This window comes from Paraburkholderia sediminicola, from assembly GCF_902859805.1.
Classification (GTDB): domain Bacteria; phylum Pseudomonadota; class Gammaproteobacteria; order Burkholderiales; family Burkholderiaceae; genus Paraburkholderia; species Paraburkholderia sediminicola.
Map to the genome: position 1 here is coordinate 385840 of NZ_CADIKC010000004.1, position 26420 is coordinate 412259.

The 26420-nt window shown below is 60.1% G+C and carries 25 protein-coding genes; 4 read left to right on the forward strand and 21 right to left on the reverse strand.

The window, feature by feature from the left end:
- Positions 1-54: 54 nt before the first annotated feature.
- On the reverse strand, positions 55-1044 hold the full coding sequence (locus tag R8871_RS17715) for a LysR family transcriptional regulator (protein WP_175051606.1): 990 nt from the start codon (positions 1042-1044) through the stop codon (positions 55-57).
- Between the two features lie 273 nt (positions 1045-1317).
- On the opposite strand from R8871_RS17715, the gene R8871_RS17720 reads away from it, so the two are divergent.
- Positions 1318-2745, forward strand: coding sequence for an aminotransferase-like domain-containing protein (locus R8871_RS17720; RefSeq protein ID WP_175051607.1), 1428 nt, complete (start codon positions 1318-1320; stop codon positions 2743-2745).
- A 76-nt stretch (positions 2746-2821) separates the two neighbouring features.
- On the opposite strand, the gene R8871_RS17725 is transcribed toward R8871_RS17720, so the two are convergent.
- The 9 genes from R8871_RS17725 to R8871_RS17765 form a co-directional block, all read right to left on the reverse strand.
- Complete coding sequence (locus R8871_RS17725) at positions 2822-3079, reverse strand: MoaD/ThiS family protein (RefSeq protein ID WP_175051608.1); 258 nt, start codon at positions 3077-3079, stop codon at positions 2822-2824.
- Positions 3080-3134: 55 nt separating this feature from the next.
- Complete coding sequence (locus tag R8871_RS17730) at positions 3135-3686, reverse strand: molybdenum cofactor biosynthesis protein MoaE (RefSeq protein WP_175051609.1); 552 nt, start codon at positions 3684-3686, stop codon at positions 3135-3137.
- A 45-nt stretch (positions 3687-3731) separates the two neighbouring features.
- Positions 3732-4835 carry a GTP 3',8-cyclase MoaA gene (gene moaA, locus R8871_RS17735; protein WP_175051610.1) on the reverse strand — a complete coding sequence of 368 codons (1104 nt, stop codon included), beginning with the start codon at positions 4833-4835 and terminating at the stop codon, positions 3732-3734.
- A 245-nt stretch (positions 4836-5080) separates the two neighbouring features.
- Positions 5081-5992: a bestrophin family protein gene (locus R8871_RS17740; RefSeq protein ID WP_175051611.1), complete on the reverse strand. Its 912-nt coding sequence runs from the start codon at positions 5990-5992 to the stop codon at positions 5081-5083.
- A 37-nt stretch (positions 5993-6029) separates the two neighbouring features.
- Positions 6030-7037, reverse strand: a complete 1008-nt coding sequence (cydB, locus tag R8871_RS17745; RefSeq protein ID WP_175051612.1) for a cytochrome d ubiquinol oxidase subunit II — start codon at positions 7035-7037, stop codon at positions 6030-6032.
- A gap of 4 nt (positions 7038-7041) precedes the next feature.
- The gene (locus tag R8871_RS17750; RefSeq protein ID WP_175051613.1) at positions 7042-8430 is read right to left on the reverse strand and encodes a cytochrome ubiquinol oxidase subunit I; all 1389 of its coding nucleotides are present in this window, start codon (positions 8428-8430) and stop codon (positions 7042-7044) included.
- Between the two features lie 120 nt (positions 8431-8550).
- Positions 8551-10833: an FdhF/YdeP family oxidoreductase gene (locus tag R8871_RS17755; RefSeq protein ID WP_175051614.1), complete on the reverse strand. Its 2283-nt coding sequence runs from the start codon at positions 10831-10833 to the stop codon at positions 8551-8553.
- Between the two features lie 241 nt (positions 10834-11074).
- Positions 11075-13870 carry an ATP-dependent Clp protease ATP-binding subunit gene (locus R8871_RS17760; RefSeq protein ID WP_175051615.1) on the reverse strand — a complete coding sequence of 932 codons (2796 nt, stop codon included), beginning with the start codon at positions 13868-13870 and terminating at the stop codon, positions 11075-11077.
- Between the two features lie 452 nt (positions 13871-14322).
- A complete protein-coding gene (locus R8871_RS17765; RefSeq protein ID WP_175051616.1) occupies positions 14323-14703 on the reverse strand; it encodes a TraR/DksA family transcriptional regulator in 381 nt (126 codons plus the stop codon).
- A 224-nt stretch (positions 14704-14927) separates the two neighbouring features.
- Here R8871_RS17765 and R8871_RS17770 point away from each other — a divergent pair, with 224 nt between their 5' ends.
- The gene (locus R8871_RS17770; RefSeq protein ID WP_175051617.1) at positions 14928-15353 is read left to right on the forward strand and encodes a TOBE domain-containing protein; all 426 of its coding nucleotides are present in this window, start codon (positions 14928-14930) and stop codon (positions 15351-15353) included.
- Positions 15354-15424: 71 nt separating this feature from the next.
- On the opposite strand, the gene R8871_RS17775 is transcribed toward R8871_RS17770, so the two are convergent.
- Positions 15425-15625: a hypothetical protein gene (locus R8871_RS17775; protein ID WP_171928835.1), complete on the reverse strand. Its 201-nt coding sequence runs from the start codon at positions 15623-15625 to the stop codon at positions 15425-15427.
- Positions 15626-15653: 28 nt separating this feature from the next.
- Positions 15654-15905 (reverse strand): hypothetical protein, encoded by a 252-nt coding sequence (locus R8871_RS17780; protein WP_175051618.1) that lies wholly within the window; start codon positions 15903-15905, stop codon positions 15654-15656.
- Between the two features lie 229 nt (positions 15906-16134).
- Between R8871_RS17780 and R8871_RS17785 the strand changes: the two genes are divergently transcribed.
- Positions 16135-16473: a DUF6566 family protein gene (locus R8871_RS17785; RefSeq protein WP_246287611.1), complete on the forward strand. Its 339-nt coding sequence runs from the start codon at positions 16135-16137 to the stop codon at positions 16471-16473.
- Positions 16474-16545: 72 nt separating this feature from the next.
- Here the strand turns inward: R8871_RS17785 and R8871_RS17790 are convergent, their stop codons facing one another.
- The 7 genes from R8871_RS17790 to rhaM all read right to left on the reverse strand — a co-directional run bounded on the left by R8871_RS17790 (position 16546) and on the right by rhaM (position 23195).
- A complete protein-coding gene (locus R8871_RS17790; protein ID WP_244179394.1) occupies positions 16546-16905 on the reverse strand; it encodes a host attachment protein in 360 nt (119 codons plus the stop codon).
- Between the two features lie 292 nt (positions 16906-17197).
- Complete coding sequence (gene rhaS, locus R8871_RS17795; RefSeq protein WP_175051619.1) at positions 17198-18205, reverse strand: rhamnose ABC transporter substrate-binding protein; 1008 nt, start codon at positions 18203-18205, stop codon at positions 17198-17200.
- A gap of 94 nt (positions 18206-18299) precedes the next feature.
- Positions 18300-19316: an ABC transporter permease gene (locus tag R8871_RS17800; protein WP_175051620.1), complete on the reverse strand. Its 1017-nt coding sequence runs from the start codon at positions 19314-19316 to the stop codon at positions 18300-18302.
- The gene (locus R8871_RS17805; protein ID WP_175051621.1) at positions 19309-20367 is read right to left on the reverse strand and encodes an ABC transporter permease; all 1059 of its coding nucleotides are present in this window, start codon (positions 20365-20367) and stop codon (positions 19309-19311) included. The genes R8871_RS17800 and R8871_RS17805 overlap by 8 nt, the downstream gene beginning before the upstream one ends.
- Positions 20364-21893, reverse strand: a complete 1530-nt coding sequence (locus tag R8871_RS17810; protein WP_175051622.1) for a sugar ABC transporter ATP-binding protein — start codon at positions 21891-21893, stop codon at positions 20364-20366. The genes R8871_RS17805 and R8871_RS17810 overlap by 4 nt, the downstream gene beginning before the upstream one ends.
- Before the next feature lie 53 nt (positions 21894-21946).
- Positions 21947-22840, reverse strand: a complete 894-nt coding sequence (locus R8871_RS17815) for an amidohydrolase family protein (protein ID WP_175051623.1) — start codon at positions 22838-22840, stop codon at positions 21947-21949.
- A gap of 31 nt (positions 22841-22871) precedes the next feature.
- On the reverse strand, positions 22872-23195 hold the full coding sequence (gene rhaM, locus R8871_RS17820; RefSeq protein ID WP_054035975.1) for an L-rhamnose mutarotase: 324 nt from the start codon (positions 23193-23195) through the stop codon (positions 22872-22874).
- Between the two features lie 140 nt (positions 23196-23335).
- Between rhaM and R8871_RS17825 the strand changes: the two genes are divergently transcribed.
- Positions 23336-24334, forward strand: a complete 999-nt coding sequence (locus tag R8871_RS17825; RefSeq protein WP_175051624.1) for a LysR family transcriptional regulator — start codon at positions 23336-23338, stop codon at positions 24332-24334.
- Positions 24335-24349: 15 nt separating this feature from the next.
- Here the strand turns inward: R8871_RS17825 and R8871_RS17830 are convergent, their stop codons facing one another.
- Together R8871_RS17830 and rhmD are read right to left on the reverse strand one after the other, a co-directional pair.
- Positions 24350-25132, reverse strand: coding sequence for an SDR family NAD(P)-dependent oxidoreductase (locus R8871_RS17830; RefSeq protein WP_175051625.1), 783 nt, complete (start codon positions 25130-25132; stop codon positions 24350-24352).
- 84 nt (positions 25133-25216) lie between these two features.
- Positions 25217-26395 (reverse strand): L-rhamnonate dehydratase, encoded by a 1179-nt coding sequence (gene rhmD, locus R8871_RS17835; protein ID WP_054035971.1) that lies wholly within the window; start codon positions 26393-26395, stop codon positions 25217-25219.
- Between the last annotated feature and the right edge of the window lie 25 nt (positions 26396-26420).

Genomic DNA, 26420 nt, shown 5'->3' on the forward strand with positions numbered 1-26420 from the left:
CTGAAGGTTGCCCGGGGGTTGCCAGATCTCCCGGCCTCAGCCATCGTTGCGTGCTCAGGCCCGCAACGATGGCGTTAGAAGTGCGGACACGTCATCGTCGGGAAGTATTTCCAAGCGATTCGTCGCTTCGCCACAGTCGACGTGCACCCTCTCCAGAATTTCCGACGCGCACTTTCTCAACATCGTGACCAGCATCCGTACCCGTGGCGGCACCGGACGTTGCGCCTGAATCAACAGGTTCAGATCGAAGGGCAGCACCTCGAATTCCGGCAGTATGCGCACGAGCCGACCCTCTGCAAGCGCATCGACGCACGCCGGCTCTTCCAGCACGCCGATGCCGGCACCCGAAAGGATCATTTCATACATGGGCCGCCAATGACTGGTCTTGATCGCAGTACGGATCGGTGCGCTCTCCACAACGGTCGCCATGTGCCTGAGCGGCAACTGGTCGGTGCCGAACATGCCCTGGACCCGGATGAACGGATGCTTGACCAGCTCGGATGGCTCCGTGATTGGACCGTGCTGACTCAGATAGCCTGGCGAGGCGACGAGAACACGCCCAACCTGGCCAAGTTGACGCGCAATGAATGCCCCTTCGCCAAGTTGCCCAAGACGAAACGAAATATCGACGCCCTCCGTCACGAGGTCCACGACCCGGTCGTTCAGAACCAGTTCCAGATCCAGTTGCGGATAGGCTGCACGCACCAGCGTCAACGCTTCCGGCACCACCGTCTCGCCAAAACAATGAGGCGCCGCGATACGAATCGTCCCCTTGAGACCCTCCTCGTCGTTCGATACTTCAGCGATAGCCTGCTCCACGGCGAGCAGAATCGCTTTGCTACGCTCGTAGAACGTGACGCCCTCGGGCGTGCAATTGAAAGCGCGTGCGCTACGGAGCAGGAGCCTACAGCCCAGGTATTTCTCCAGCCGCTCGATGCGTTCGCTCGTGGCCGGCTGCCCCATATTGAGGTCCCGCGCCGCGCCGGAGATACTCTCTCGCTCAACCACCCTGACGTAAATCCGCATGGCTTCTAGCAGATTCATGGTGCCCAACCTCCCTGTATGCCGATCTCGTGTCATTCGAACCAGTTTTTGCGCATCGGAAGCTCCTTACGGGGCGACCTGGCAATGCGCATTCGATGGAGAACAGGTTAAGGGCGGGCCATCGGTCGCTGAGTGCACACATCGGGCCGACTTGGGTCAGTACAGTTCTGCTACGCTCCCTGCACCGGGCGGCGGCACGGCGAGGCGAACGCGTGCCAGCCGGGTGAGAAGTCGATACAACGTGCCGCGGCGGAACGCTAAGGGAATCGTCCGATGAATCTCTATGAGAAGCTGGCAGATGACATCGAGAAGCTGATCCGGCAAGGCGTGTACGGGCATGGCGAGCGCCTCCCATCCGTACGGCAGACCAGCCAGCAGCATCGGCTCAGCGTGACAACGGTCATCCGCGCCTATTTGCTGCTCGAAAGCCGTGGCTTGCTGACGGCGAGGCCTCAGTCGGGCTATTTCGTCAATTTCCGGGGCGACGGGGGCGAACGGAAAACGCTCGAACTCCGGCCATCGAAACCGATTCCGATTTCGTCGCCGGTCGACGTCAGCCGGTTGGTGCTGTCCACCTTGCGCTCGATCGGCGTCGACGATGCCGTGCCGCTCGGCTCGCCCTACCCCGACCCTGGCCTCTTTCCCTTCGAAAGGATCAACCGCTACGCTTACGACGCGGGACGCGGCAAAACGCGCTGGGGCGTGACCGACGCACTGCCGCCTGGCAATGCGGCCCTTGTGCGGCAGATTGCGCGACGCTACCTCGAGAACGGCATGGCCGTCGATCCGAACGAGATCATCATCACGGTCGGCGCGACTGAGGCGATCAATCTGTGCCTTCAGGCGGTCGCGAAGCCCGGCGACGTGATCGCGGTGGAATCACCGACGTTCTACGCGATGCTTCATGCAATCGAACGGATGGGCATGAAAGCGATCGAGGTGTCGACTCATCCCGAGCATGGCATCGATATTGAAGCGCTCGCCGCCATCGTAAAGTCGCAGACCATTACGGCCTGCATGGTCATGCCGAACTTCCAGAATCCGCTGGGTTTTCTGATGCCTGACGAGCGCAAGCGCGAACTCGTGGAATTCCTGACGAAGTGGGATATTCCGGTCATCGAGAATGGCGTCTACAACGAGCTTCACTATGACAGCACGCACCCCAGCACGTTGAAGTCATTCGACACGAAGGGGCTGGTGCTGCACTGTGGGTCGTTTTCGAAGACTCTCACGGCAGCCTACCGGATCGGTTGGGCGCTGCCGGGCCGATATCGCGATCAGGTGGAGAAACTCAAGTTCCTGAATACGCTGACCTCTCCGTCGATTCCGCAAATGGCGATTGCGGAATTCCTCGAACGCGATGGCTATGAGCATCACCTGCGAAGGGTTCGCAGAGCGTATGCGCAGCAGGCCAATCTGATGAAGGCAACCGTCTCGCGTTTCTTTCCTGAAGGCACGCGCATGTCCAACCCCGCGGGAGGATACGTGCTGTGGATCGAATTGCCGCCCAAGGTCGACGCCATGCGGCTTTATAACCTCGCGCTCGATCAAGGTATCACCATCGGACCGGGCTACATGTTCTCGGTCTCGGAGACGACCTATCGGAACTTCATCCGCCTCAATTACAGCAGCCCGTGGTCGAGTGAGATCGAACAGGCTGTGATTACGGTGGGCAAGCTTGTCGCGATGTGCGCCAAGTAGCGGCTCGCTGATACGCTGGCCACGGCCTTAGCGCGTGTGGGGCACGGGGCGCGGCTCGATCTTGAGAGCACGAGCCTCAGCCCCCCGTGACCGGCGGGAAGAACGCTATCTCGCTGTCCTCGCGCACGACGAACGTGTCCGCGACCATCTCGTGATTGACGGCTGTGCGGAGCGGCCGTCCCGCGCGCAGGGCCTCGGCCGTCCGCTCGTCTCTTGACGCGAGCCTGACGCGCAAGGAGTCAACGGGGAGTTCGGGCGCGTCAATGTGCACAATCTCCTGCGAGATGCCGAGTTGTTCACGAACGCTTGCGAAATATTTGATGGTGAGTTTCATTCGTCTGTTCCTGTTGCCGGCGCGATGTGGGCACACGTTGTGAGCGAAACGCGCATCAGCCCCACCGCAGCATCGATTGTTCGTCGCGCGTCTTGGCCTCGACCCATCTGACTTCGCCGTCACGGCGGATTTCCTTCTTCCACAACGGTGCGTGGGCTTTCAGGAAGTCCATCAGGAATTCGCACGCGTCGAATGCCGCTCTTCGATGCGGTGCAGCGACCACTACCAGCACCACCGCCTCGCCAAGCGCGACACGGCCCACCCGGTGCACGATCTTCACGGCCTCCAGGCACCATCGTGCGATGGCTTCTTCGACGATGCTGCTGAACGACTGCTCCGTCATCCCCGGATAGTGCTCGAGTTCGAGTGCGACTACGTCATCGAAATCGCCACAGTTACGCACCACGCCGAGGAAGTTCACGATGGCGCCCACATTCGGATTACGCGTGATCGGCATGATCTCCGACTGGATGTCGATCGGCTGAAGCTGGACCCGCACTTCGAAGCCCGACGCGATAGTGACCTGGAGAGACGCTGGATCGCTTGCATGCTCATTGGCGCTCGCTCTGTCAGGCTGTGTGCGATCGCGGGATGACGGTGTTGTCATGGCAGAACTCCGGTCTGTGTCTGCTTCGCAAGGACTCGTCAGGCCTCAACCGCCGACCAGCGACATGCGGACGGTGGGATAGGCTTTCCCCGATCCTGGCCGGCGCGGTGTCGAACGAAGCTCGGAGTAGCGATCGTCGCGTTGGATCCACCGGCTGCGAACGACGTCTGCCAGTTGCTCGACTGATGCGGCCTCATTGAGCCAGGGCCTGAGGTCCGTGCCGTGTGTGGCGAAAAGACATGAATAAAGTTGACCGTCGGCCGATACGCGAGCGCGCGAACACGACCCGCAGAAGGGCTTCGATACGCTCGCGATGAAGCCGACTTCGCCTGTGCCGTCGGCATGGCGATAGTTGACCGCAGTGCCCGTCTGTTCGCGAACGACGACGGGGACCAACGGAAACGCCGACTCGACAATGTCACGCGTCTCGCGCGCCGTGATCACTTTCGTGTTCGACCAGCCGCCTGCGCCGCCAACGTCCATAAATTCGATGAAGCGTAGGGCCACACCGGTGCCCTTGAACTGCCGCACGAGCGGGAGGATCTGGCTGTCGTTGACGCCTCGCTCGATCACCGCATTGACCTTGATCGGCTCGAGTCCCACGGCGCGCGCGGCCTCGATCCCGTCCAGGATGCGCGACACGGGCATGTCGACGTCACTCATCCGGCGAAATACGGCGTCGTCCACGGCGTCGAGGCTCACCGTCACGCGACCGAGGCCGGCATCGCGCAACGAACGCGCCTTGGCGGCAAGCAGGGAACCGTTTGTCGTCAGCGCAAGCTCCAGCGGTTTGCCGCTGGGTGTGGTCAGTTTCGCGAGTTGCTCGATCAGGGATTCGAGCCCACGCCGCAGGAGCGGCTCGCCGCCCGTGATGCGGATCTTCTCGACCCCAAGCAGCGAAAACGCTTTCGCGAGCTTAACCATCTGCTCGAACGACAGGCGTTCCGAAGACGGCAGGAAGCGGTAGTCCGCGCCGAAGGTCTCCCGCGGCATGCAATACGTACAGCGGAAATTGCATTGATCGATGACGGACAGGCGTAAATCCCGCAGTGGACGATTGAGCGTGTCGAGCGTGGTCGTGACGTCACCGGCGGATACGCCATGGCGGGATGCTGTGTCGGCGAGTATGGGCTGGTGGATGATGTTCACGATCTATCCGAAGGTGGGCGGCGGCAAACGGAGCAAGGGCGAGGCGGTAGTCGAACTGTCCGACCGGGAGAGCCGCCGGTCCGTCAATGACCTGCTGGCAGGATAGTGCGTTGGGCTCACCCACGGGACGCACAGTCTGTGTCGAATTTCAGGAGTACAGTTCGCGCGCCGTGTCGGGTGCGACGGTGAGGCTGACGCACTATTGTGTTGAGCAGGCTGACCGGATGCCTCGAGAAAACCCCACCCTAAGTCAGTTGATACGCGCGCACCGGCACAACCTCCTCGGGAAGTTCGCAGCCACACAGCTCGAGAACCGATCGTTCGATGTTGCGCGTCATGGCGTCGAGCGCCAGCGCATTCGGCGCGACTGTAAAAGGCTCCGCGACTTCGCTCGCAATCGCCTCAAGCGCAATGAGCGTATAGGAAATGAAAACGCAAAGAAGCGGCGTGAAGAACTCCGTCGAATCGACCAGACCGAACGGCAGCAAAACACAATAGGCGTAGACGGTGCGGTGCAGCAACACACTGTAGGCAAACGGAATGGGCGTCGATGCGATCCGTTCGCAGCCTCCCACGGTTCTTCCCAATTCGTTGATCTGCGCATCCAGCATCCAGAGCTGGGTGTCCGACATCAAGCCCCGAACTTGCAGATCGGCGAAGTCGCGACGAAGCTCGTTGAGCAGCGCAGTCGGTTTGTAGCAGGTGTGCCGCAATGCCTCTGTACGCGTGCGTCCGAGAAAGCGAACGAGATCCGAAGTCGGGTCGGTCCCACGCAGTTGATGCTTCAACGCGTACACACTCGCAATCAGCGTATGAGCCATTTGAACGTGGTGATCGCTCCGCGGGACGTAGCACAGCATCTGTGAAGTCAGCGCGCGCGCCGAAATCAGAATGCTGCCCCAGAGATGGCGCGCCTCATTGAAGCGCTCGTAACTTGCGTTGTTGCGAAACGCAAGGAAGATCGCAAGCGCCAAACCGAACAACGTGAAAGGCGCCGTATTAAGCGGGATTTTTTCGCCAAAAATGCGCCCTTGCGTCACCACGGCGAGACTGCTGACAGCGGCCATAAAAACCAGCTGCGGAATAATCGACTGCAACACCGAACCGTTCCAGACAAACAGCAGCCGGAACCAGTTCTGCCCTGGCCTCACAATCATAATGTGCTCTTTTAATGGTCTGACTGCGCCGTCACCCTCAGTGGTAACCGGCATCCCCTTCGCGCACCTTGCCCCGGAACACGCGATACTGCATGAGGTTGTAGACAAGAATGACCGGCAGCACGATCACCGTGCCGACCAGCGCGAATAGCTGGCTCGAGTGGCTCGACGAGGCTTCCCAGATTGTCAGCGACGGCGGAACGATATTCGGCCAGATGCTGATGAGCAGGCCGCTATAGCCGAGAAAGCACAGCGCGAGCGTGAGCAGGAACGGCGTCGCCTCGTGCTTCTGGCGAAGCGATCGGAAGACGCCCCACACACAGGCGACGACAAGAATCGGCACCGGCAGGAACCAGCCGAGATTGCCGCTTCCGAACCAGCGATGTGCAACCGCCGGCAAACCGATTACCGTCCATAGACTCACGACAACCATCACCCCCAGCAGGATGCTCACGAGCGGCCGCATCACTTCACGCATCTTGCGCTGCAATTCGCCATCCGTCTTCAGGACAAGCCAGCCGCAGCCGAGCGTCGCATACGTGGTGAGCACGCCGATTCCGCAGAACAGGCTGAACGGTGAGAGCCAGTCGAACGCGCCGCCGGCAAAGCGGCCATCGACGATCTTGATGCCCTGCAGCAGCGACCCCAGCACGATGCCCTGGCAGAGCCCCGCAAGCGCGGAGCCGCCGATGAAGGCGAGGTCCCACGCGTGCTGGGTCCTGACGGCCTTGGCGCGCAATTCGAAGGCCGCGCCGCGGAAGATCAGACCGATGACCATCAGGATCAGCGGCAGATAGTTCGCCGGCAGCAGCGTCGAATAGACCACCGGGAACGCCCCGTACAGCCCGGCGCCGCCGAGCACGAGGAAGGTCTCGTTACCGTCCCAGACCGGCGCAATGGTATTGAGCATCACTTGCCGGTCGCCCTTCTCCTCGAAAAACGGAAACAGCAAGCCGATGCCGAGATCGAAACCGTCCAGCATCACGTAGATGAAAACGCCGAGTCCGATGATCGCGGCCCACACAACAGGAAGATCGATTTGCATGGCGTCACTCCCCTTCCAGTGCGTCCAACGGACGATTACGCAGGACCGGATGCCGGCGGGAATCGCGGCGCTCGACGTGCTCCTCAGGCCCGCGCTTCATCATCTTCATCATGTAATAGAAACCCATGCCGAACACCAGGAAATACACCAGCACAAAGATCAGCAAGGACACGCCGACCTGCTGGGAACTGACTGGCGAAACGGAGTCCGCAGTACGCAGGACACCGTAGACCGTCCAGGGTTGGCGACCAACCTCGGTCGTTACCCATCCCGCCAACAGCGCCACGATGCCAGAAGGCCCCATGCACAGGACGAAACCCTGATACCAGCGCGTCTCGTAGAGCCGGCCACGCAGTCTGAGCAGTAAGCCAAGCAATGCCGTCAACAGCATCAACATGCCGAGACCCGCCATGATCCGGAAAGTCCAGAACACGATCGGCGAATACGGACGGTCCTCGGGTGGAAACTCTTTCAGCCCGCGGATTTCGCCGTCCCAACTGTGAGTCAGGATCAGGCTTCCAAGATGCGGTATCTGGATCGTGTATCGCGTTACTTCCGCATCCATGTCGGGCAGACCGACCAGATTGAGCGCGGTGCCTCCGTGCTCGGTTTCCCACAACCCTTCAATTGCCGCGATCTTGGCCGGCTGATATTTGCGCGTGTTGAGTCCGTGCGCATCGCCTACAAAGATCTGTATCGGCGTCAGGAAAAGCAGGATCCACAATGCCATCGAAAAACTGCGCGTGACGGGTTTGTCGCGCCGGCCCTGCAACAGATGCCACGCACCGCACGCGGCAACAATGAAGCCCGCGACGATGAACGCGGCGATGGTCATATGCGCGAGGCGATACGGAAACGACGGATTGAAAATCACCTTCATCCAGTCGACCGGTACGATCCGGCCATTCTCGATGACGAATCCCTGCGGCGTCTGCATGAAGCTATTCGACGCGAGAATCCAGAACGTGGAAATGAGCGTGCCCACCGCAACCATGAGCGTGGCGAAGAAGTGCGCGCGTGGACTGACGCGTTGCCAGCCAAACAGCATGACGCCGAGAAAGCCGGCCTCCAGAAAGAATGCCGTCAGTACTTCGTAAGTCAGAAGCGGGCCCGTGACGTTGCCGGCCACGCTGGAAAATCCACTCCAGTTGGTGCCGAACTCATAGGCCATCACCACGCCCGAGACCACCCCCATTCCGAAGCCGACCGCGAAGATCTTCGACCAGAACTGGAACATGTCCTTGTAAGCGACGTCGCCGGTGAGCAGCCAGCGCCACTCCAGCACTGCGAGGAAACTCGCCATGCCGATACTGATCGCGGGAAAAATAATGTGAAATGAAACGGTGAACGCAAACTGCAGCCTGGCAAGGTGGAATGCATCGAAGATTTCCATGATCGATCAATGGCTCCAGGTAACAACAGAATTTGCGTAAAGCGGCGTTCACGCCCGCTATCCTGCAGGCCGGTCAACTGGACGCGCACGTCTGGTTGATCGACCCGCTATCGCTCAAAGTCAGGCTTGTGCCGAGCGCACAACATGAACCGGAACAGACTTATACGAAGGCGTGCCACTCTCCTTGTCGATGAAGTCGAGCGGCACCAGCACGTTGGCTTCAGGATAGTATGCCGCCACGGAACCGGGTGCGATGTTGTAAGCAATTACCGTTATTTTCTTCAGGCTTCTCTGCCTGCTCGCTGAAATCGTTTCAATGTCGACCAGATCGCCATGCTCGAGGCCGCGTGCGGCAAGATCGTCTTCGTTCATGAACAGCACGTCACGCCGGCCGAACACGCCCCGGTAACGATCGTCCATCGCATAGATGGTGGTGTTGTACTGGTCGTGGCTGCGGATCGTGATGAGGCGCAGCACATTTTCAGCGCCGAAAACGTCTGCATCTTCCTTCACCCCACCGTACACCGAGAAGATCGCCTTGCCTGACGGGGTGGGCCACACGCGCTCGGTCGGGGGAAGCGGCATACGGAATCCTCCGGGCACCCTGATTCGCGCATTGAATGCCTCGAATCCCGGCACGGTTTGCTCGATCAGATCCCGGATCTTGTCGTAGTCGGCAACCAGTTCCGACCATGCGACCTTGCTGTTCGGTAACGCAGCTTTCGCAATACCGGCGACGATCGCGGGCTCGGATAGCAGGTGTTCCGAAGCAGGTTTCAGCTTGCCCGAAGAAGCGTGGACCATCGACATGGAATCCTCGACCGTAATGGATTGCCGGCCGGTCGCCTGAATATCCAGTTCCGTGCGCCCCACAACAGGCAGCACGTACGTCTCTTTTGCCACCAACAAATGCGAACGATTGAGCTTGGTGCCGAGGTGGACGCTCAGATCGAGCTTGCCCATTGCCGGAAAGCACTGCTCCGAATCGGGTAATGCCACGGCGAAGTTTCCGCCGAGGCAAATCAGTGCCTTGGCCGTACCGTCGATCATCGCCTGCATTGCCTGGACGGCATCGTGTCCATGCGCGGCGGGCGGCTTGAAGCCGAATACATCTTCGATCTGTTTAAGGAAAGTCGCGGACGGTTTTTCGGTGATGCCGACCGTGCGGTTCCCCTGCACGTTGGAATGTCCGCGCAAGGGGCAGATACCCGCGCCGGGTTTGCCGATGTTGCCGCGCAATAGCAACAGATCAGCAATCAGACGGACATTGGCGGTGCCTTTGTTATGCTGGGTAATACCCATGCCATACGTGACAATCGTCGCGTTCGATTTTGCGTAGGCAATCGCAACCTCGTCGATATCCTCACGCGTGAGTCCGCTGGCCTTTTCGATATCGTCCCATGACGTTGCTTCCAGATCGGCGGCAAACGCGTCGAACCCCTGGGTATGCGTGGCAATGAACTCGTGGTCCAGCACCGTGTTGCCCTGTTCCGCGTCCATCTGCAGAAGCGCTTTCATGATGCCTTTGAGCGCGGCTGCATCGCCACCAGCGTCGAGCTGAAAATAGGTCGACGCGATTCGAGTCGACGCGAAGGTCGCCATTTCAAAGACGCTCTGCGGATCGGCGAAGCGCTCCAGCGCGCGCTCGCGCAGCGGATTGAACACGATGATTGGGACGTTGCGCCGCGAGCATTCGTGGAGCGTCCCCATCATGCGGGGATGATTCGTGCCGGGGTTGTGGCCGATGGAGAGGATCAGTTCGGTCTTGTCGAAATCATCCAGCGACACCGTGCCTTTGCCGATCCCGATCGACTGGGGCAAACCAACGCTGGTCGGCTCGTGGCACATGTTCGAACAATCCGGGAAATTGTTGGTACCGTATTCCCGCGCAAGCAACTGAAAGAGATAGGCGGCCTCGTTCGACGCTCTGCCTGAGGTATAGAACTCGGCTTCGTCGGGCGACGACAAGCCGCGCAGCACTTCACCAATGCGAGCAAATGCGTCCTCCCATTCGACCGCCCGGAATTTGTCCGTGGCGCGGTCGTAGACGAGCGGATGCGTCAGCCGGCCGAGATCTTCCAGTTCGTAATCCGTCCGTTGCAGCAGCGACGACACCGTGTTGCTCTCGAAGAACTCCGGTGTCACCCGTTTGGTCGTCGCTTCCCATGTGACCGCTTTGGCGCCGTTCTCGCAGAACTGGAAGGTGGACTTGTGTTCCTTGTCAGGCCACGCGCAACCTGGACAATCGAAACCATCAGGCTGATTAGTCCGCATCAACGTGATCGGCGCCTCGATGTTTTCCATTTGGGTTCGGACAGCCTGAGCTGTCGCCCGGAGCGCTCCCCACCCGCCAGCGGGTCCGTCATACGGTCGGATTCCAGGCACTTCGCGTCGTGTGGTCATTTCAAACTCCATGGCCTTTATTAGGATGCCTGATGGCTATCCGGATTGAGGTTACGTCGCATCACGGCATAAAGCTGGACACGGATTCAGTCTAGCTGGATTGATACGCGGCGAAAGGTACAGATCGACACGTGGCGGGCGTGCACAGTACGTGTGCCCCACACCCGTCTGCATTGCCCGGGCCGGGAGCCGGCACACCATCAGTCATGACGTAGCGACGGCTCCCAGCTGTTTATGCACCTCATTGCTTCGAGTGTGCGCTTTCAGTTGCCTCGGAACTGCTGACCTCTTTGGACGGTTTCTTCTTCGCACGTCCGTTGCTACCCTTCGCGCTCGCTGCCTTGGGCGTGGGTGGCGCCTCGCTCTTGCTGAATTTCACTTCGTCACTATCCTTGTCGTAACTGACCTCGACGCTGTCACCCGACTTCAAGGCGTCGCTGAGAATCTCCTTCGCAAGCCGCGTTTCCAGTTCCTGGCGAATCTGGCGCTTCAACTCGCGTGCACCGAACTCCGGCCGGTAACCGGCATCGGCGAGGTGATCGACAACCGATTCGTCTATCTTGAGGGTAATGTCCTGCGCGGCGGCAGTGCGCACGACCCGTTCAAGCTGGATCTGCACGATCGAGCGGATGTTGTCGCGCGAGAGCCCGTGGAAGACGATGATCTCGTCGATCCGGTTCAGGAACTCGGGCCGGAAGTGGCCCTTGAGCACGCCCATCAATTCCTCGCGGATTGCTTTCTCGGTCTGGCGGTCTCCCTCGGATTTTTCGAGGTTGTCCATGATGATCGATGCGCCAAGATTGCTCGTCGCAATGATGATCGTGTTGCTGAAGTCCACCACGCGACCCTTACCGTCGGTCAGCCGTCCGTCGTCGAACACCTGCAGCAACACGTTGTACACGTCGGGGTGCGCCTTCTCGATCTCATCAAGCAGGATCACGCTGTAAGGGCGCCGCCGCACGCGCTCGGTCAGTTGCCCGCCCTCGTCGTATCCGACGTAGCCCGGAGGCGCGCCGATCAACCGTGCAACCGCGTGGCGCTCCATGTACTCCGACATATCGATACGAACGACCGCCTGCTCGTCGCCGAACACCGTTTCTGCCAGCGCCTTCGCGAGTTCGGTCTTGCCGACGCCCGTGGGTCCGAGAAACAGGAACGTCGCGATCGGCCGGTTCGTCTGGCCGAGTCCGGCACGTGACAGGCGTACGGCATCGCTCACGGCAATCACCGCATCGTCCTGGCCGACCACGCGTTCGCGCAGCTTCTTCTCCATATCCAGCAGCTTCTGGCGCTCTTCCTGCGTGAGCTCCGTGACTGGAATACCGGTAAGACGCGACACCACTTCGGCGATTGACTGCACCGTCACTTCGAGCGTCTCCGAACCGGTCTTGCGCTGCCATGCTTCCATCTGCTCGTCGAGCTTCGCCTGCTTTTCGCCGATAGTCGCCTCGAAAGCCTTCGCTTCATCGAAGCGTTTGCGCGAGGACGCATAGTCCTGCTCGCGCTTCATCTGGGCAATTTCGGCTTCGAGTTCCTGGATGGCTGCGGGGCGCGAGGTCGCACCGATGCGCACGCGTGCCGCCGCCTGATCAATCAGGTCGATGGCCTTGTCAGGCAAAAAGCGCGACGTAATGTAGCGATCCGACAGTTCGGCTGCTGCAACGAACGCATCGTCGGCGAACGTCACCTGGTGGTGCGCCTCGAGCTTGTCGCGAAGGCCACGCAGGATGACGATGGTCTGCTCGACCGTCGGTTCCGGCACCAACACCGGCTGGAAACGCCGCTCGAGCGCGGCATCTTTTTCAATGTACTTCTGATATTCGTTGAGTGTCGTCGCGCCGATCAGACTGAGCTCGCCACGCGCAAGCGCGGGTTTGAGCACGTTCGCAATATCGAGGCCGCCCTCGCCCCCGCCTTGTCCCGCGCCCACGATCGTGTGCAGTTCGTCGATGAACAGAATCAGCTCATCCTGCTTCGCGGTGACCTCATCAATCAGCTGCTTGGCGCGCTCCTCGAATTCGCCGCGATACTTCGCGCCTGCCACCATCGAGTTAATGTTGACTTCGACGAGCCGTTTGCCGCGCAGTACTTCGGGTACGTCGCCGTTAATGATGCGTTGCGCCAACCCTTCGACGATCGCCGTCTTGCCGACACCCGGCTCACCGATCAGCACGGGGTTGTTCTTCTTGCGCCGCGCGAGCACCTCGATCGTGCTTTCGATTTCCTGCGCGCGGCCGAGCACCGGGTCGAGCTTGCCCTGACGCGCCATAGCCGTGAGGTCGCGCCCGAACTTGTCGAGCGTGGGCGTGCCGGTTGGCGTGTCGACGCGGCCGTCTTCCGCCCCTTTGCCGACTACTTTCACAACCTTCTGCCGCAACGCTTCCGGCGTCACGCCATATTTCTTCAGCAGTGTGCCCGCGATACTGTCCGGCACGGCAGCAAGCCCAATGAGCAGATGTTCCGGACCGACGTATGAATGCCCCAGATCGCGCGACGCCTGGAACGCATACTGGAAGGCCTTTTTCAACCGAGGCGACACGGTCATCTTGTCGACTGGTGAGTCAGGATCACCCTTGCCCTTCTGCGCATGCTGATCGATGTAAGCCTTGATGTCCTGCGGCGAGAGCTTGAGCTCCTTCAGCAACGCCGCACACACGTCGGTGTCCGCAAGCACGTACAACAAATGCTCGGTGTCGAGTTCGTTGCGGCCAAGTTCGTGTGCCTTTTCAGCAGCGCGCTGCAACAATTCGAGTGTCTGCTCGCTGAAAGCATCAGTGGCATCGACCGATTCGCGCGGCACTTCGGCGTATCCAGCGTCAGCGTCATCGTCCTCGTCCCCATCCTCCATGCCGCCGAAGAAGCGCGACAGGCCACCGCCCCCTAGCAGTGAATCGAATGGGTTCTGCATGCTTTGATGCCGCATTAATTGCCGATAGTCGTAGTCGCAGATCGATAGGGATTTCCGCTCCCCGTTTTGCACAACGGTTACACGGGCGACAGCGGGACGGGCATTACAGATTTCGCAGAGGGCTGGCATCGGGAGTCACCTTTTCGGTTAAGGCATCCGGCTACGTAAAAGGTCATGGGGCGCGGTCATGTGAGTGGCGAAGGCTTGGCGGGTTTCGTCAACATGTCACTTGCGTTACTGCTCATGGTCCGTTTGTCTGGCTCAATAACCGGGGACCCGTGATAGTGATAGCGCATCGAGCGCGGTTTAAGCATCGGCGCGGAGCACGTGTTCGTGCTCGACGAGCACTGTCTGAACAATACGGATTGGTTACAACGTCGATATCAACATGATTAGCATAACGAAACCCTGAATCCGCCATTGGATTCTATGAGGGGCTTGTGAATAATGGAACATTGGTTTTTCCGATGATAGGCATTGGCGCAATCTGCCAGTGGGGCCTCATGGAACAGGATTTCGCGGTCCCGGCTTCAGAACCGCATTACGGCGTTTTTCTGACATCACAGCGGCGTTGAACGCCATTATTTGCCGGTCTCGCGACGGCTCTGCTCTTCAACAGTCAGGATCGCTTCCGGGGCGACTTCGAGCCGGGCTTTCGGTATCGGGTCACCACTCTCATCGGAGAGACCGTATGTCCCCTCGTCGATCTTCTGCAGCGCTCGTTCGATATCGCTGATGCGCTGGTCGTTTACGTCGTGCAGCGCCTGGTTGACCTCGTTCTGCGCCATGCCCTGCGCCTCGTCCTCGAACTCGTGCGCTTCGTCGCCGTGCTCCTCCTCGTCCGTTCGCTCGTCGGCGATCGTATTCTCCTCCCCACCCAGCAGTTCCTGGCGTAACGCGAGGAGGCGCTTGCGCTGCTGCGCGATGAACTCGTCACTCAACGTACCCTGCGGCTCCGACATGGTTCTCTCCCTCGCCCTATATCATTCGACAGCGCGCTTTCAGCCAGCCTAAGGCAAGAATAGTACGAATTTGTAGAGATCAAAGTGCTATCTCGGCCGATACAAGGAATCGCGAGGCTGGCAATCTTGTGGATTCACGAATCGGCACTACACTGATTGGCATCTCCCCCGCCACCCTCGTTTCCCTGCTCAATTGGACGCAAACCCGCCCAGCGGAGATCGATATGCTCACCAGCGCGCGTAACCATTTCGTCGGTCAGATCGCCGAAATCAAGACCGGTGCCGTCAGTGACGAAATCACGCTTCGAACGCGAGGCGGTCTGGATATTATCGCCATGATTACGCGCGGAAGCGCCAACTCGCTAGGGCTCGCACGGGGTACTGACGCATTTGCACTAGTCAAGGCGTCTTCGGTGATCCTGTTGGTCGATTTCGACAGCAGCAAGGTGTCGGCGCGAAATTGCATCGCGGGTACCGTTTCGTCAGTCACGAAAGGATCGGTCAACGCTGAAGTGTCGATCACCGCGCCAGGCGGCGCCCAGATTGTGGCCATCGTCACCAACGATAGCGTTGAGCGCCTCGGGCTCGCCGCCGGAAAATCCGCCACTGCGATTTTCAAAGCCTCAAGTGTGATCATCGGGATTGAATGACAGAAACGAATCGGTGCGCGGCCGTTGCGAAACGGTGCGCTCACCTCATTGATTCACCGGGGCATGAACGATCAGGCACCCAGTTCCTGAAACGCATGGCCGTTGGCCTCGAGCCCTTTCAGAATGTCTGGCGTCAGCTCGCTTTGCCACACGTGTCCATTGAGTTGCCAGTCACTTGTGTCGACGAGGTCGGGGAGGCCCGCTCCCGCGCGTACATAGAGACCGAGTGTCGGCTTCTTCAGGTTGATGTAGAAATCGAATTCCTGCTGCATGGCAGCACCTCATGCGAGATACGGGGAATCAACTATCGTCGACGTTGTCCGCATAGTGGTCGATAGCCACCTTGCATTCGTCCACAACGACCTGAAGGAAAGCGGGCTCATTTCTTTCAACCCATCGTTCCACATGGAGAAAGCGTGCCGTTCCCAGATCGGCAATGCGCGCCTGATCCGAGGTTGTGACATCGACTGTGACGATCCCCCGGTTACCCTGCAGAGGTGCGATCGTTGCGGCGATCTGGAACCGCCGGTATGAAAGTTCATTCTGTGCCATGAAACCTCCCGTCAACCGAAAAGTTTGAGCCTCAAGATTCTTTTGTACTCGAAGTCTATGAGCAAGTCATGCTCCTGTGAACATGGGTTTCTCCGATGCTAGATATTGGTGAAATACGCCTACCGGATTGTCACTTAGCCTCAATAATCCGCGTGTCGGACTGCTGGAGTTACGGCATGATGACGCTAGAAGAGAAGTCCGCACGCTGCATTGCGGGCGGATATCGATCATGATCGCTGCAAAGGAGAGAACGATGCCAACACGCACTGTTTCTTACGGCGAATTCGAAATCGCCGTGCGCCCTGAGCGCAACAAGCTCGGCGCCTGGATCGCAAGTGTGAGTGTGAGTCACGGCGCCCGAACAGTCGTCGATATTCGTCCGATGACCGTTCAACCCGAGTGGCTGACCGAAGAAGAGGCGGCAAGAGACGGGGTCGAATGGGGATGCCGGTTTATCGATCGCGAGTTCAACACGCCGCCGTCCCGCTCCTGGGTTGCCGAGCGCTCTCATGCGGAAACCTGGTTCCGTGATGCCGAAGAATCGGGTAGCTCGGAAACCAGCGCGTAGATAACACGTCAACACAGACGCGCTGCGAGGCCACGATCCGTGGCCAGGTCGGGTTGTCCGTGTGAAAGCCGATCAGTGTCGCCGCAGGTGTGCCTCGATTTCCCGGGCATTGAGCGTTGAGAGATCCTCGCTGGTTTGCTCGAATATCAATCGACGGGTTTCCTCGCTGAGATCCGCTTTGACCATGCCGAGAAATTTCGGCTCGATGGCAAGTCTTAGCCGATTGTAGAGTTGATGGAGCCGCCCTGCCTCCAGATACTCGGCCACGCGCTTCGCGAATTTCTCGCGGTCCTTTTCGGTCAGCATCGTGCCGGTATATTCAGTGTTGATCAGACTTTCTTTTTCATGCAAGTCGAGTGTGAGCCCCGGCGTCTGGAAAACACGCGCACGGCCTCCGTCAGCCACAACAAGCCACGTCATTCCGATCATCATGCACCTCTAAGCAGGGATTTATCTGCGTGTACGGCATCCGTTCTGACTGCTCGCCTCCGTCCTCACCGAAAATCGCGACCGCCAACCGCTGCGTCAATGATCATCTGTGGTCCGAACGGCGTTCACTCAAGATAGCAGTTCGGAACCACCACGCCCACGGTCGATTTACCGATTCATAGTATAGGTCTTAAAGTTCACGCCGACGCCTCCCGCGCGTATGCGCAGCGGCTTCCGGTTTGGCCGGGAGGCACACGCATATCCCGTACCCGAATTGCGGGGCCTCGCTCGCTGGCTAGAAATTGAAGTTGTCGATATTGCTTGCGTCGAACGTGGTCGGCGGTCCGAGAATGATTTCGCCTTGCGGTCCGATCGTGCGCTTGCCGAGCTTGCCGGCATCAAACGATTCGCCTTCCTTGCCGGCAATCGTCCCCGAGGACAGCGCCGCTGCCGCATAGGCCGCCAGATAGCCAAGCTGATTCGGATCCCACAACTGGAATGCCTTGACGGTCCCATTCTTCACGAACGCACGCATCTGATTCGGCGTACCCAGGCCGGTCACCTGCACCTTGCCTTTGCTCGACGAGGACGAGATATAACGCGCTGCCGCTGCAATGCCCACCGTGGTCGGCGCAACGATCGCCTTCAGATTCGGATACGCCTGCAGCAAGCCCTGCGTTTCAACGAACGACTTCTGGTCGTCGTCGTTACCGTAAGCGATCTTCACGAGCTTGATCTTCGAGTACTCGGGCTTTTTCAACTCCTCCTGCATCCACTTGATCCACGTATTCTGATTGGTCGCATTGGGCGTAGCCGACAGCACGGCAAACTCGCCCTCCCCGCCCATCAGTTTCGCGACCAGCTGGATCTGGCCCCGGCCGATACCCTCGGCGTTCGCCTGGTTGACGAAAAGCTGACGGCCTTCAGGCGCCGTGTCTGAATCGAAGGTCACGACCTTGATGCCTTGCGACATCGCTTTCTTCAGATACGGCACGACCGCGTTCGCGTCGTTGGCCGCAATCACGATTGCGTCCTGCCGCTGCGTGATCAACGTATTGATGTATTGCACTTGCGACGATGCGCCTGCATCCGACGGCCCCACAACCTTGCCTGCCCCGTTGAATTCCTTGATCGCGGCCATGCCGCCGTCGTCGGCAATCACTTCATAGGGGTTGTTGATCTGCTTCGGCACGAAGGCAATCTTCAGACCGCTTTTCAGGCCCGCCGCGGATGCAGCACAACTGATCGCGACCAGCGCAATGCATAGCGCAGTCTTGCCGGTGTGACGTAGAGGATTGAACATGAGGTGTCTCCTGCCTTGTTGTTGGACGACATGCTGTCCGGGTTGTCGGTATTTGGTATTGGGTATTGCTTGTGGAGCCGGTTATACGAGAACGTTATAAGGAAGAAGCGGACTTCGCGATGAAACGCCGGTCACGCGCCGCACGCCAGCGCGCCACCAGATTGGGAATCAGCACCGATGCCAGCAACAGCACGCCGGTGACGATCGTCAGCGTTTCGCTCGATACATCGTCGAGCGTCAGCGCGTTTTTCAGCACGCCGATAATCAGCAGCGACAGCAGGACGCCGAACATCGAGCCGCGCCCGCCGAAAATACTCATACCGCCGAACAGCACCGCCGCGATCACGGACAATTCGAAGCCTTCGCCGTTATCGCCGCGCGCGCTCGTGAAGCGCAGCGTGTAAACGACTCCGGCCAGTGCGCTCATCGCGCCGGACAGCACGAATAGACGCAGCCTGATCTTCGCGACTTCGATACCGGAGAAAGCCGCCGCGGTCGGATTCGCACCGATCGCGTAGAGGCTGCGGCCGAACGCCGTGGACTGCAGCAGCACAGTAAACAGCACTGCGCCGACGATCACGATCGCAAACGGCAACGGAATGAAAGTCGCGCCGACCGTATCCATGCCGAACGCCGTATAAGCGGCGGGAAAATCCGCGACCGCCTGATCGCCAAGCAACACATAAGCCAGACCACGAAACAGCGCCAACGTGCCGATGGTGACCGCGAGCGAAGGCAGATTGAGCTTGACGATTACGAGGCCGTTCAGCAGCCCCGCCAGCGCGCCGGCAATCAATACCAGCACGATCACGACCGGCATCGGCAAGCCCATGTGCCACAGCACACCCATCAGCGCACTCGACGCACCCAGCACCGACGCCACCGAAAGATCAATTTCCGCGGCGACGATAATCAGTGTCATCGGCAGCGCCATCAACGCGATCTCGGTCAGATCGGCGAGGATGTTGCTGACATTTGCACCGGTGAGAAACACCGGCGACAACAAGCGCCCGAGCACGAGCGACAGGGCCAGCACGATGACCAGCAACACTTCCCATTGCAACGGCGTTTCGCGTTTGCGCGTGAGCAGCGCGGAATCGGGTTTAGCCATGATCGCGTTTCCTCATCATGCGTTTGGCGACGGAGCGGGCCAGCAAGGTATCGGCGGTAATCGCGGCGACGATCAGCGCGCCCTGGATCGCCTGCTCCCAGAATGGCGAGACATGCAGCACGACGAGCGCAATGCTGATCACCCCCAGCACGAGCGCGCCGAGTGTGGCGCCGAGGATGGTGCCTACCCCACCGGTGATCGCCACGCTGCCCACCACGGCGGCAGCAACGACCTGCAATTCGATGCCCTTTGCGGTGCTTGCATCGACGGTGCCGAAACGTGCGAGCCACAATGCGCCCGCGAAACCGGCAATCGCGCCGGACAGCAAAAAACCCGCCATCACGCGACGTTCGACGTTCACGCCGGCAAGCCGCGCCGCCTCCGGATTCGAGCCGATGGCATAGTGTTCGCGTCCGCCGCGAAACTGCTTCAGATAGACAGCCAGCCCGGCCAGCACGACGATCGCGATCAGCGCGAGCGTCGGTATGCCGAAGAACGTGCCGGTAGCAAGGCGGGAAAACGCGTCAGGCAAACTGGTTGCGTTGATCTGGCCGCCGTGTACCCACGCATAGTCCGCGCCGCGGAAGATGTAGAGCGTGGAAAGCGTCGCTACCAGCGAAGGCACGCGGCCTACGGCCACGAGCAATGCATTGATACTGCCTGCCACCAGACCGATTGCCAGTCCCGCAAGCAACGCGACGATTACCGGCATATGCGGAAACGCAACGTACAGACTGCCGACCGCGTAGGCGCTGATGCCGACCGTCGATCCCACCGACAGATCGATATGCCGCATCAGGATGACCACGGTCATGCCGGCCGTCAGCAAGCTGATGATCGATACATTAAGGAGCACGTCGCGCAGATTCTGCAGATTCAGAAACTGCGGTTTCGCGAGCCCCGTGCCCGCGATCAGCAGAATCAGCACGACGAAGAGCGTGGTTTCGCGGCTCTTCGCAATGCCCGCGATGAAGCCGCCCGGCGCGCTGCCGCCGCGCTTGGGAGCTGACGCCTGAACCGGCGCGGGATGGGTCGTCGAATGGCGCATCATGCCGCGTTCCCCAACGGTGGAATCGGTTGGCCGAGCGCCGCACCCATGATGCGTTCTTCATCGGCTTCGGCGCGCGCTATGTCCGCGCTGATACGTCCCTCGTGCATAACCAGCACGCGATCGGCCATGCCGAGTACTTCCGGCAGTTCGCTCGAAATCATCAGCACGGCCATGCCGTCACGCACCAGTTCCGCCAGCGCGCCGTACACCTCGGCCTTGGCGCCGACGTCGATGCCGCGCGTGGGTTCGTCGATGATCAGGACCTTGGGATTCGTGGCAAGCCACTTACCCAGCACGACCTTTTGCTGATTGCCACCGGACAGCGTGCCGACCGGCGCATTCGGGTCCCCTGCCTTTAGACGCAAACGCGTGCCCCACTGATTGGCCAGTTGCGTTTCGCTTCGCGTGGAAATCAGGCCATGTTTGACCAGACGTCCGAGCACCGTCATCGAGGCATTGCGCGCGATGCTCAACTCCAGTGCCAACCCTTGCTGACGACGATCCTCCGGAACCAGCGCGAGGCCGGCACGCACCGCGGCGGCCGGGCTGCCGGCGGCGAGCGGTTTTCCACCAATCGAAATTTCACCCGAATCGAGGGGATCGATGCCAAAGATCGCGCGTGCCACTTCACTGCGTCCCGCACCGACGAGTCCCGCCAGCGCGACAATCTCACCTGCGCGGACGTCGAAGGAAATGTCCTTGAATACGCCGATGCGCGTGAGTCCGCGCACGGACAATCGCACTTCGCCCGGTGGCCGGTCGGCCTTGGGATAGAACGTTTCCAGATCGCGACCCACCATCTTCGCGACGATGGATTCGGTGGTGAGATCGGCAGTGAGCCCATCGAATACTTTCGCGCCGTCGCGCATGATCGTCACGCGCTGCGTCAACGTAAACACTTCATCGAGCCGGTGCGTGATGAACAGAATCGCCACGTCGCGCTCACGCAGCTTGCGCACGATCGCAAAGAGCCGCTCCACTTCGGGCAGCGACAAGGCGGCGGTCGGCTCGTCCATGATCAGCACATTCGCGTTCAACGACAACGCCTTCGCAATTTCGATCACCTGCTGATCGGCAATCGAGAGCCCACGCACCAGTTGATCCGCACGCAGATCGACCCCGAGCGAGGCCAGCAAACCATCCACCTCACGGCGCATGGCGTCGTACTGAATGCGGCCGATCCGGTCGACCGGCTGCCGCCCCATGAAGATGTTCTCCGCGATCGAGAGATCGAAGAACAGCGTCGGCTCCTGATAGATCACGGCCAGCCCCGCGTCGCGCGCTTCGGCAGGCGTGGCGAACCGGCGCGCCACGCCGTCGACCAGCAGTTCGCCGGTATCCGGCTGATGCACACCCGCGAGAATCTTCACAACCGTCGACTTGCCCGCGCCATTTTCGCCGAGCAATGCATGCACTTCGCCCGGCCACAACGCGAGATCGCCGTCGGATAACGCACGGACCCGGCCGAATGATTTGCTCGCGTGCCGTAGTTCGAGCCTGGGCACCGCGGATGGGGATTGCTGCACTACGTGTCTCCTTCTCTTTTGCTTTTGGGAATGCGTCAGACGCGACCGGTACGTCAGATACGATAGAAACGCTCCGCGTTACGGCAAAACAGGGCTTCTTTTTCGGCAACACTTGCACCGTCGACAATCGCTGCGTACGCGTGCCACAAGTCCTGGTAAGAGCCGAACAACCGATCGACCGGAAAGTTCGATGCGAACATTGCGCGCTCGACGCCGAACGTATCGATCGTCTCAAGCACGTAAGGCCGCAGGCTCTCAACGCTCCACTGATGATCGAACATGGCGAGTCCGCTGATCTTTACAGCCACGTTCCTGCAACCCGCGAGCATTCGCATGCCGTCACGCCACGCGCGATAACCGGCAACGCTGCTGCGATCCACGAACATGCCCGCATGGTTGACGATAAAAATCGTATCGGCATGCGCGCGCGCCAACGCAGCCGCCTCCTCCATCTGCGACGGATACAGTTGCAGATCGAACGACATGTCGTGACGGCGCAGCAGGGCAAAATGTTCGCGCCACTTCGATTCGCGCATGAAATGACGGCCTACGTAATCGAACAACCTGTTCTCGTGCACGTTCAGGATCTGCCTGATGCCACGTGTGTTGGCAAACGACGCGTGCGCTTCCAGCAGTTCGGGTGCGTTCGCCGCGGACAGATCCACGGCGGCGACAATCGCATCCGGCATGCCGCGCGACGCCGGACGATCCGCAATGGATTGCAACCAGCGTGTTTCCTCGACTGGATCGGCAGGATCGTGATTCGCTTCCACGTGCACCAGTTTCAGCACCTCGATATCGCCGGCTTCGCGAAGCAGATCGTCGAGCAGATAGTCGTGCTTCAGGTCGCGCGCGTCCCCCACAAACGACACGCCCGGGTTTTCCAGCCACGGATAGCGATGCGTCTTCAGATCCCACAGATGGATATGCGAATCGACAACCTGCATGCGACACCCTCCGCCCATTGGGCAAGCACAGTCAGCTAAGCGAATTCAGATGAAAGACCGGCTCCAGCGGTTGCTGAAGCGGCGTATGGTCAGGAGCCGTCTGCATGATGTCGGCCATGTAATCCCACCATTTGCGCATCACGTCGAGTTGCGGCAGCGCGTTCATGGTGTGATTCGTGCTGCGCGTCAGAATGGCGAACAGGTGATGCGAGTCTGCGTCGAAGAAGATCCGATAGTCGCGCACACCGGCGTTGTGCAATGCATCAACCAGCTCAGGCCAGATTTGCGCATGACGTCGTTCGTATTCCTCGCGCATGCCAGGGTTGAGCACCATCCGGAAAGCGATTGTTTCCATTGCGGCCTGTCTCCCGTCGTATCCGGGCGCTTTCCCTGAGCAGCGTAGAAGCGTCTGGTACGACTATAATTCCTGCGTCGATAGCATCTCAATCCGTGTTTGGGATTGGGCGATCCACAAACCGAATCGCACCCGGAACCATGAGCCAACACTCAGCTGTCATCGCACTCGTCAATCGGCTCAAGTTCAAGCATCTGGCGCTGCTCGTCGCGCTCGACGACGCGCGCAATCTCCACCAGGCCGCCGAGGCCATCAACGTCGCGCAACCCAGCGCGAGCCGCATGCTCGGCGATATCGAGGAAGCGTTCGGCTTCCTGCTGTTCGAGCGCAACGCGCGCGGCATGACGCCCACGCCACTCGGCGTGGTCACGCTGGCGTATGCGCGGCGTGCACTCGCTGAGCTGACCCGTTTCGCCGAAGACCTCGACGTCAAACGCCGCGGCGGACATGGACAGTTGACCGTGGGCGCGATCATGGGCGCCGCGCCCGATCTGCTGGCCATGGCGGTCGCCGCCCTGAAAACCGAGAGCCCTCTGCTGAACGTGCGCATTCTTGGCGAAACCAGCGACCAGGTCGTGCAATTGCTGCATCGCCGCGAAGTCGACCTGGCGCTTGGACGCCTGACGAGTCCGTTGCAACACAACGATTTCAGTTTCGAGCCGCTCGCGCGCGAGACTTTGATGCTGGTGGTGCGCTCGGTACATCCGCTGGCGCAGCGCTCGCGCATCACGTTGCACGAGCTGATCGACTGGCCGTGGGTCGCACAACCGGTTACCAGTCCAGCACGCGTGCTGTTCGAAGAGGAACTCGCGCGTGCGGGTCTGGCGACACCCGTCAACCTGACCGAGTGCGCGTCGATCTTCGCCACGCTGCAATTGCTCGAGAACTACGACGCCGTGGCCATGCTGCCCGAGTCGGTGGTGCGTGATCATGTGCGCGGCAAACTGCTGGTCGCGCTGCCGCTCGAAATCGGCAAGAGCCTCTCCGGTTTCGGCATTCTCACGCGCAAGGAAGAAGCCCTCGCCGAACCCGCACTGCGCTTTATCGATTTGCTGCGTGGCTTCTCGCGCAAGCTCGCACGCGACGATTCCACCGCGACCGCGACTGAGCCTGTGATCGTATCCACACCGGTTCATTGAAGTCGGCATCGCCCGTTATTGCAAGTTGACGAACAGGCCGCCGTCCACCAGCAGCGCGGCGCCTGTCACATAACGCGCGCGGTCGGAGGCAAGGAATACCACGCAATCGGCAACGTCCTCCGGACGGCCCAGTCTGCCCAGCGGAATACGCTTTTCGAAGTAGGCTTTTTTGGCTTCGTCGGCGAGATCTTCCGCGTTCAGGTCGGTCGCGATTGTGCCGGGCATCACCGAATTGCAGCGAATGCCGTACGGCCCCAGCGCCACCGCGCATGACTGCATCAACGAATGCACCCCGGCCTTGGTCGGCGTGTAGTGCGTTTGCATGCCGCCGCCCACCAGCGCGCTGATCGAACTCGTCGCTACGATCGCACCACCTGTGCCCTGCGCTTTCATCTGCTGCGCAGCGGCCTGCGTGACGTAGAACGCCCCGTTCAGATTCACGGCCACCGTCGACTCCAATACTTCGGGCGGCATGTCGAGAAAGGCGTGAAACGGGCAGATGCCTGCGTTGCTCGCGAGCACGTCGACTTTGCCGAAGGCTTCCACAGTGCGGCGGACGAGTTCCTGACCGGTTTCGCGTAAAGCGACATTCCCTTCGACCGCGATCACGCGCCGCCCCAAGGCTTCAATTTCACCGACCACTTCCGCAACCGCCGAACGGCGCCCATACGATGCGTCGTTATCGCCCCAGTAGTTGATCGCCACATCCGCACCTTCGGTTGCGCACGCAACGGCTATCGCGCGACCGATGCCACGTGAGCCGCCGGTAACGATCACGACCTTGTCCTTGAGCAACACGTCATTCTCCTGATAGCTGGATCGATAAGATGTCTTGCGGGTTGAAACCTGGTCCAACCCATCTTCAACAAGCATTCAACGCGTTCAGCGTGGATAAGGCCGCACCAGCGCGCACTCCGGATTGAGCCGCACACCGAAGCCCGGTGTGTCCGGCACTTTCATCCGTCCATTCACGGGAACCGGTTCATCGAGCAGAAGCGGCGTGAACATCGGCACGACTTCATCCGCCTTCGGCGCCATCATCAGAAACTCGGCGAACGGTGAGTTGTGGCGCGTGACGACGAAGTGATAGCTATACACCGACGAACCATGCGGCACCACCATCACATTGTGGGCATCGGCGAGCGCGGAGATCTTGATGAGTTCGGTGATGCCGCCGCACCAGCCCACATCCGGCTGAATCAGATCGCAGCACTGCATCTCCAGCAGCATGCGAAAACCCCAACGCGTCGCTTCGTGTTCGCCGGTCGACACCATCATGCCGCGCGGCACGTTGCGGCGCAGTTCGGCGTAACCCCAGTAGTCGTCCGGCGGCAGGCACTCTTCGATCCACTTCAGACCGTACTCGTGCGCCGCCTGCGCGAGCCGCGTTGCATACGGTACGTCGAGACTCATCCAGCAGTCGTACATCAGCCAGAAGTCATCGCCAACGCGGCTGCGCATCTCGGCGAGCTTCTCCAGATTCTTCTTGAGACCCGCCTCGCCTTCAGCAGGACCGTGTTGCAACGGCAATTTGCCGCCGATGAATCCCATCTCCTTCGCGAGGTCCGGACGTGCGCCGGTCGCGTAGAACACGAGTTCGTCGCGCACCGGGCCGCCCAATAGTTGGTACACCGGCTCCTTGCGCACTTTCGCAAGCAAATCCCACAACGCGAGATCGACGCCCGAGATCGTATTCAGCACCACGCCTTTGCGGCCGTAGTACAGCGTCGAGAAATACATTTGATCCCACATCTTCTCGATGTCGGTGACGAGCTGGCCTTCGAGAAAACGTGCGAGATGTTTTTCAACGATGAACGCGCCGATCTCTCCGCCCGTCGTCACCGCAAAACCCACCGTGCCATCGCTTGCTTCGATCTCGACCACCAACGTGCCAAGCACATTGATGCCGAACGACTGGCGGCTCTGGCGATACTCCGGATAACGCGCCATCGGCGTGGAAATGTGATCGTCGATCCAGTGTCCGTCGGGTTGATCGTGATAGTCCGCGCCGCCACCGCGAACGATGAAGGCACGCACGTGCCGGATAGTAGGCATGGCCATGAAAAGGGCTCCGTTATGGGTGCGT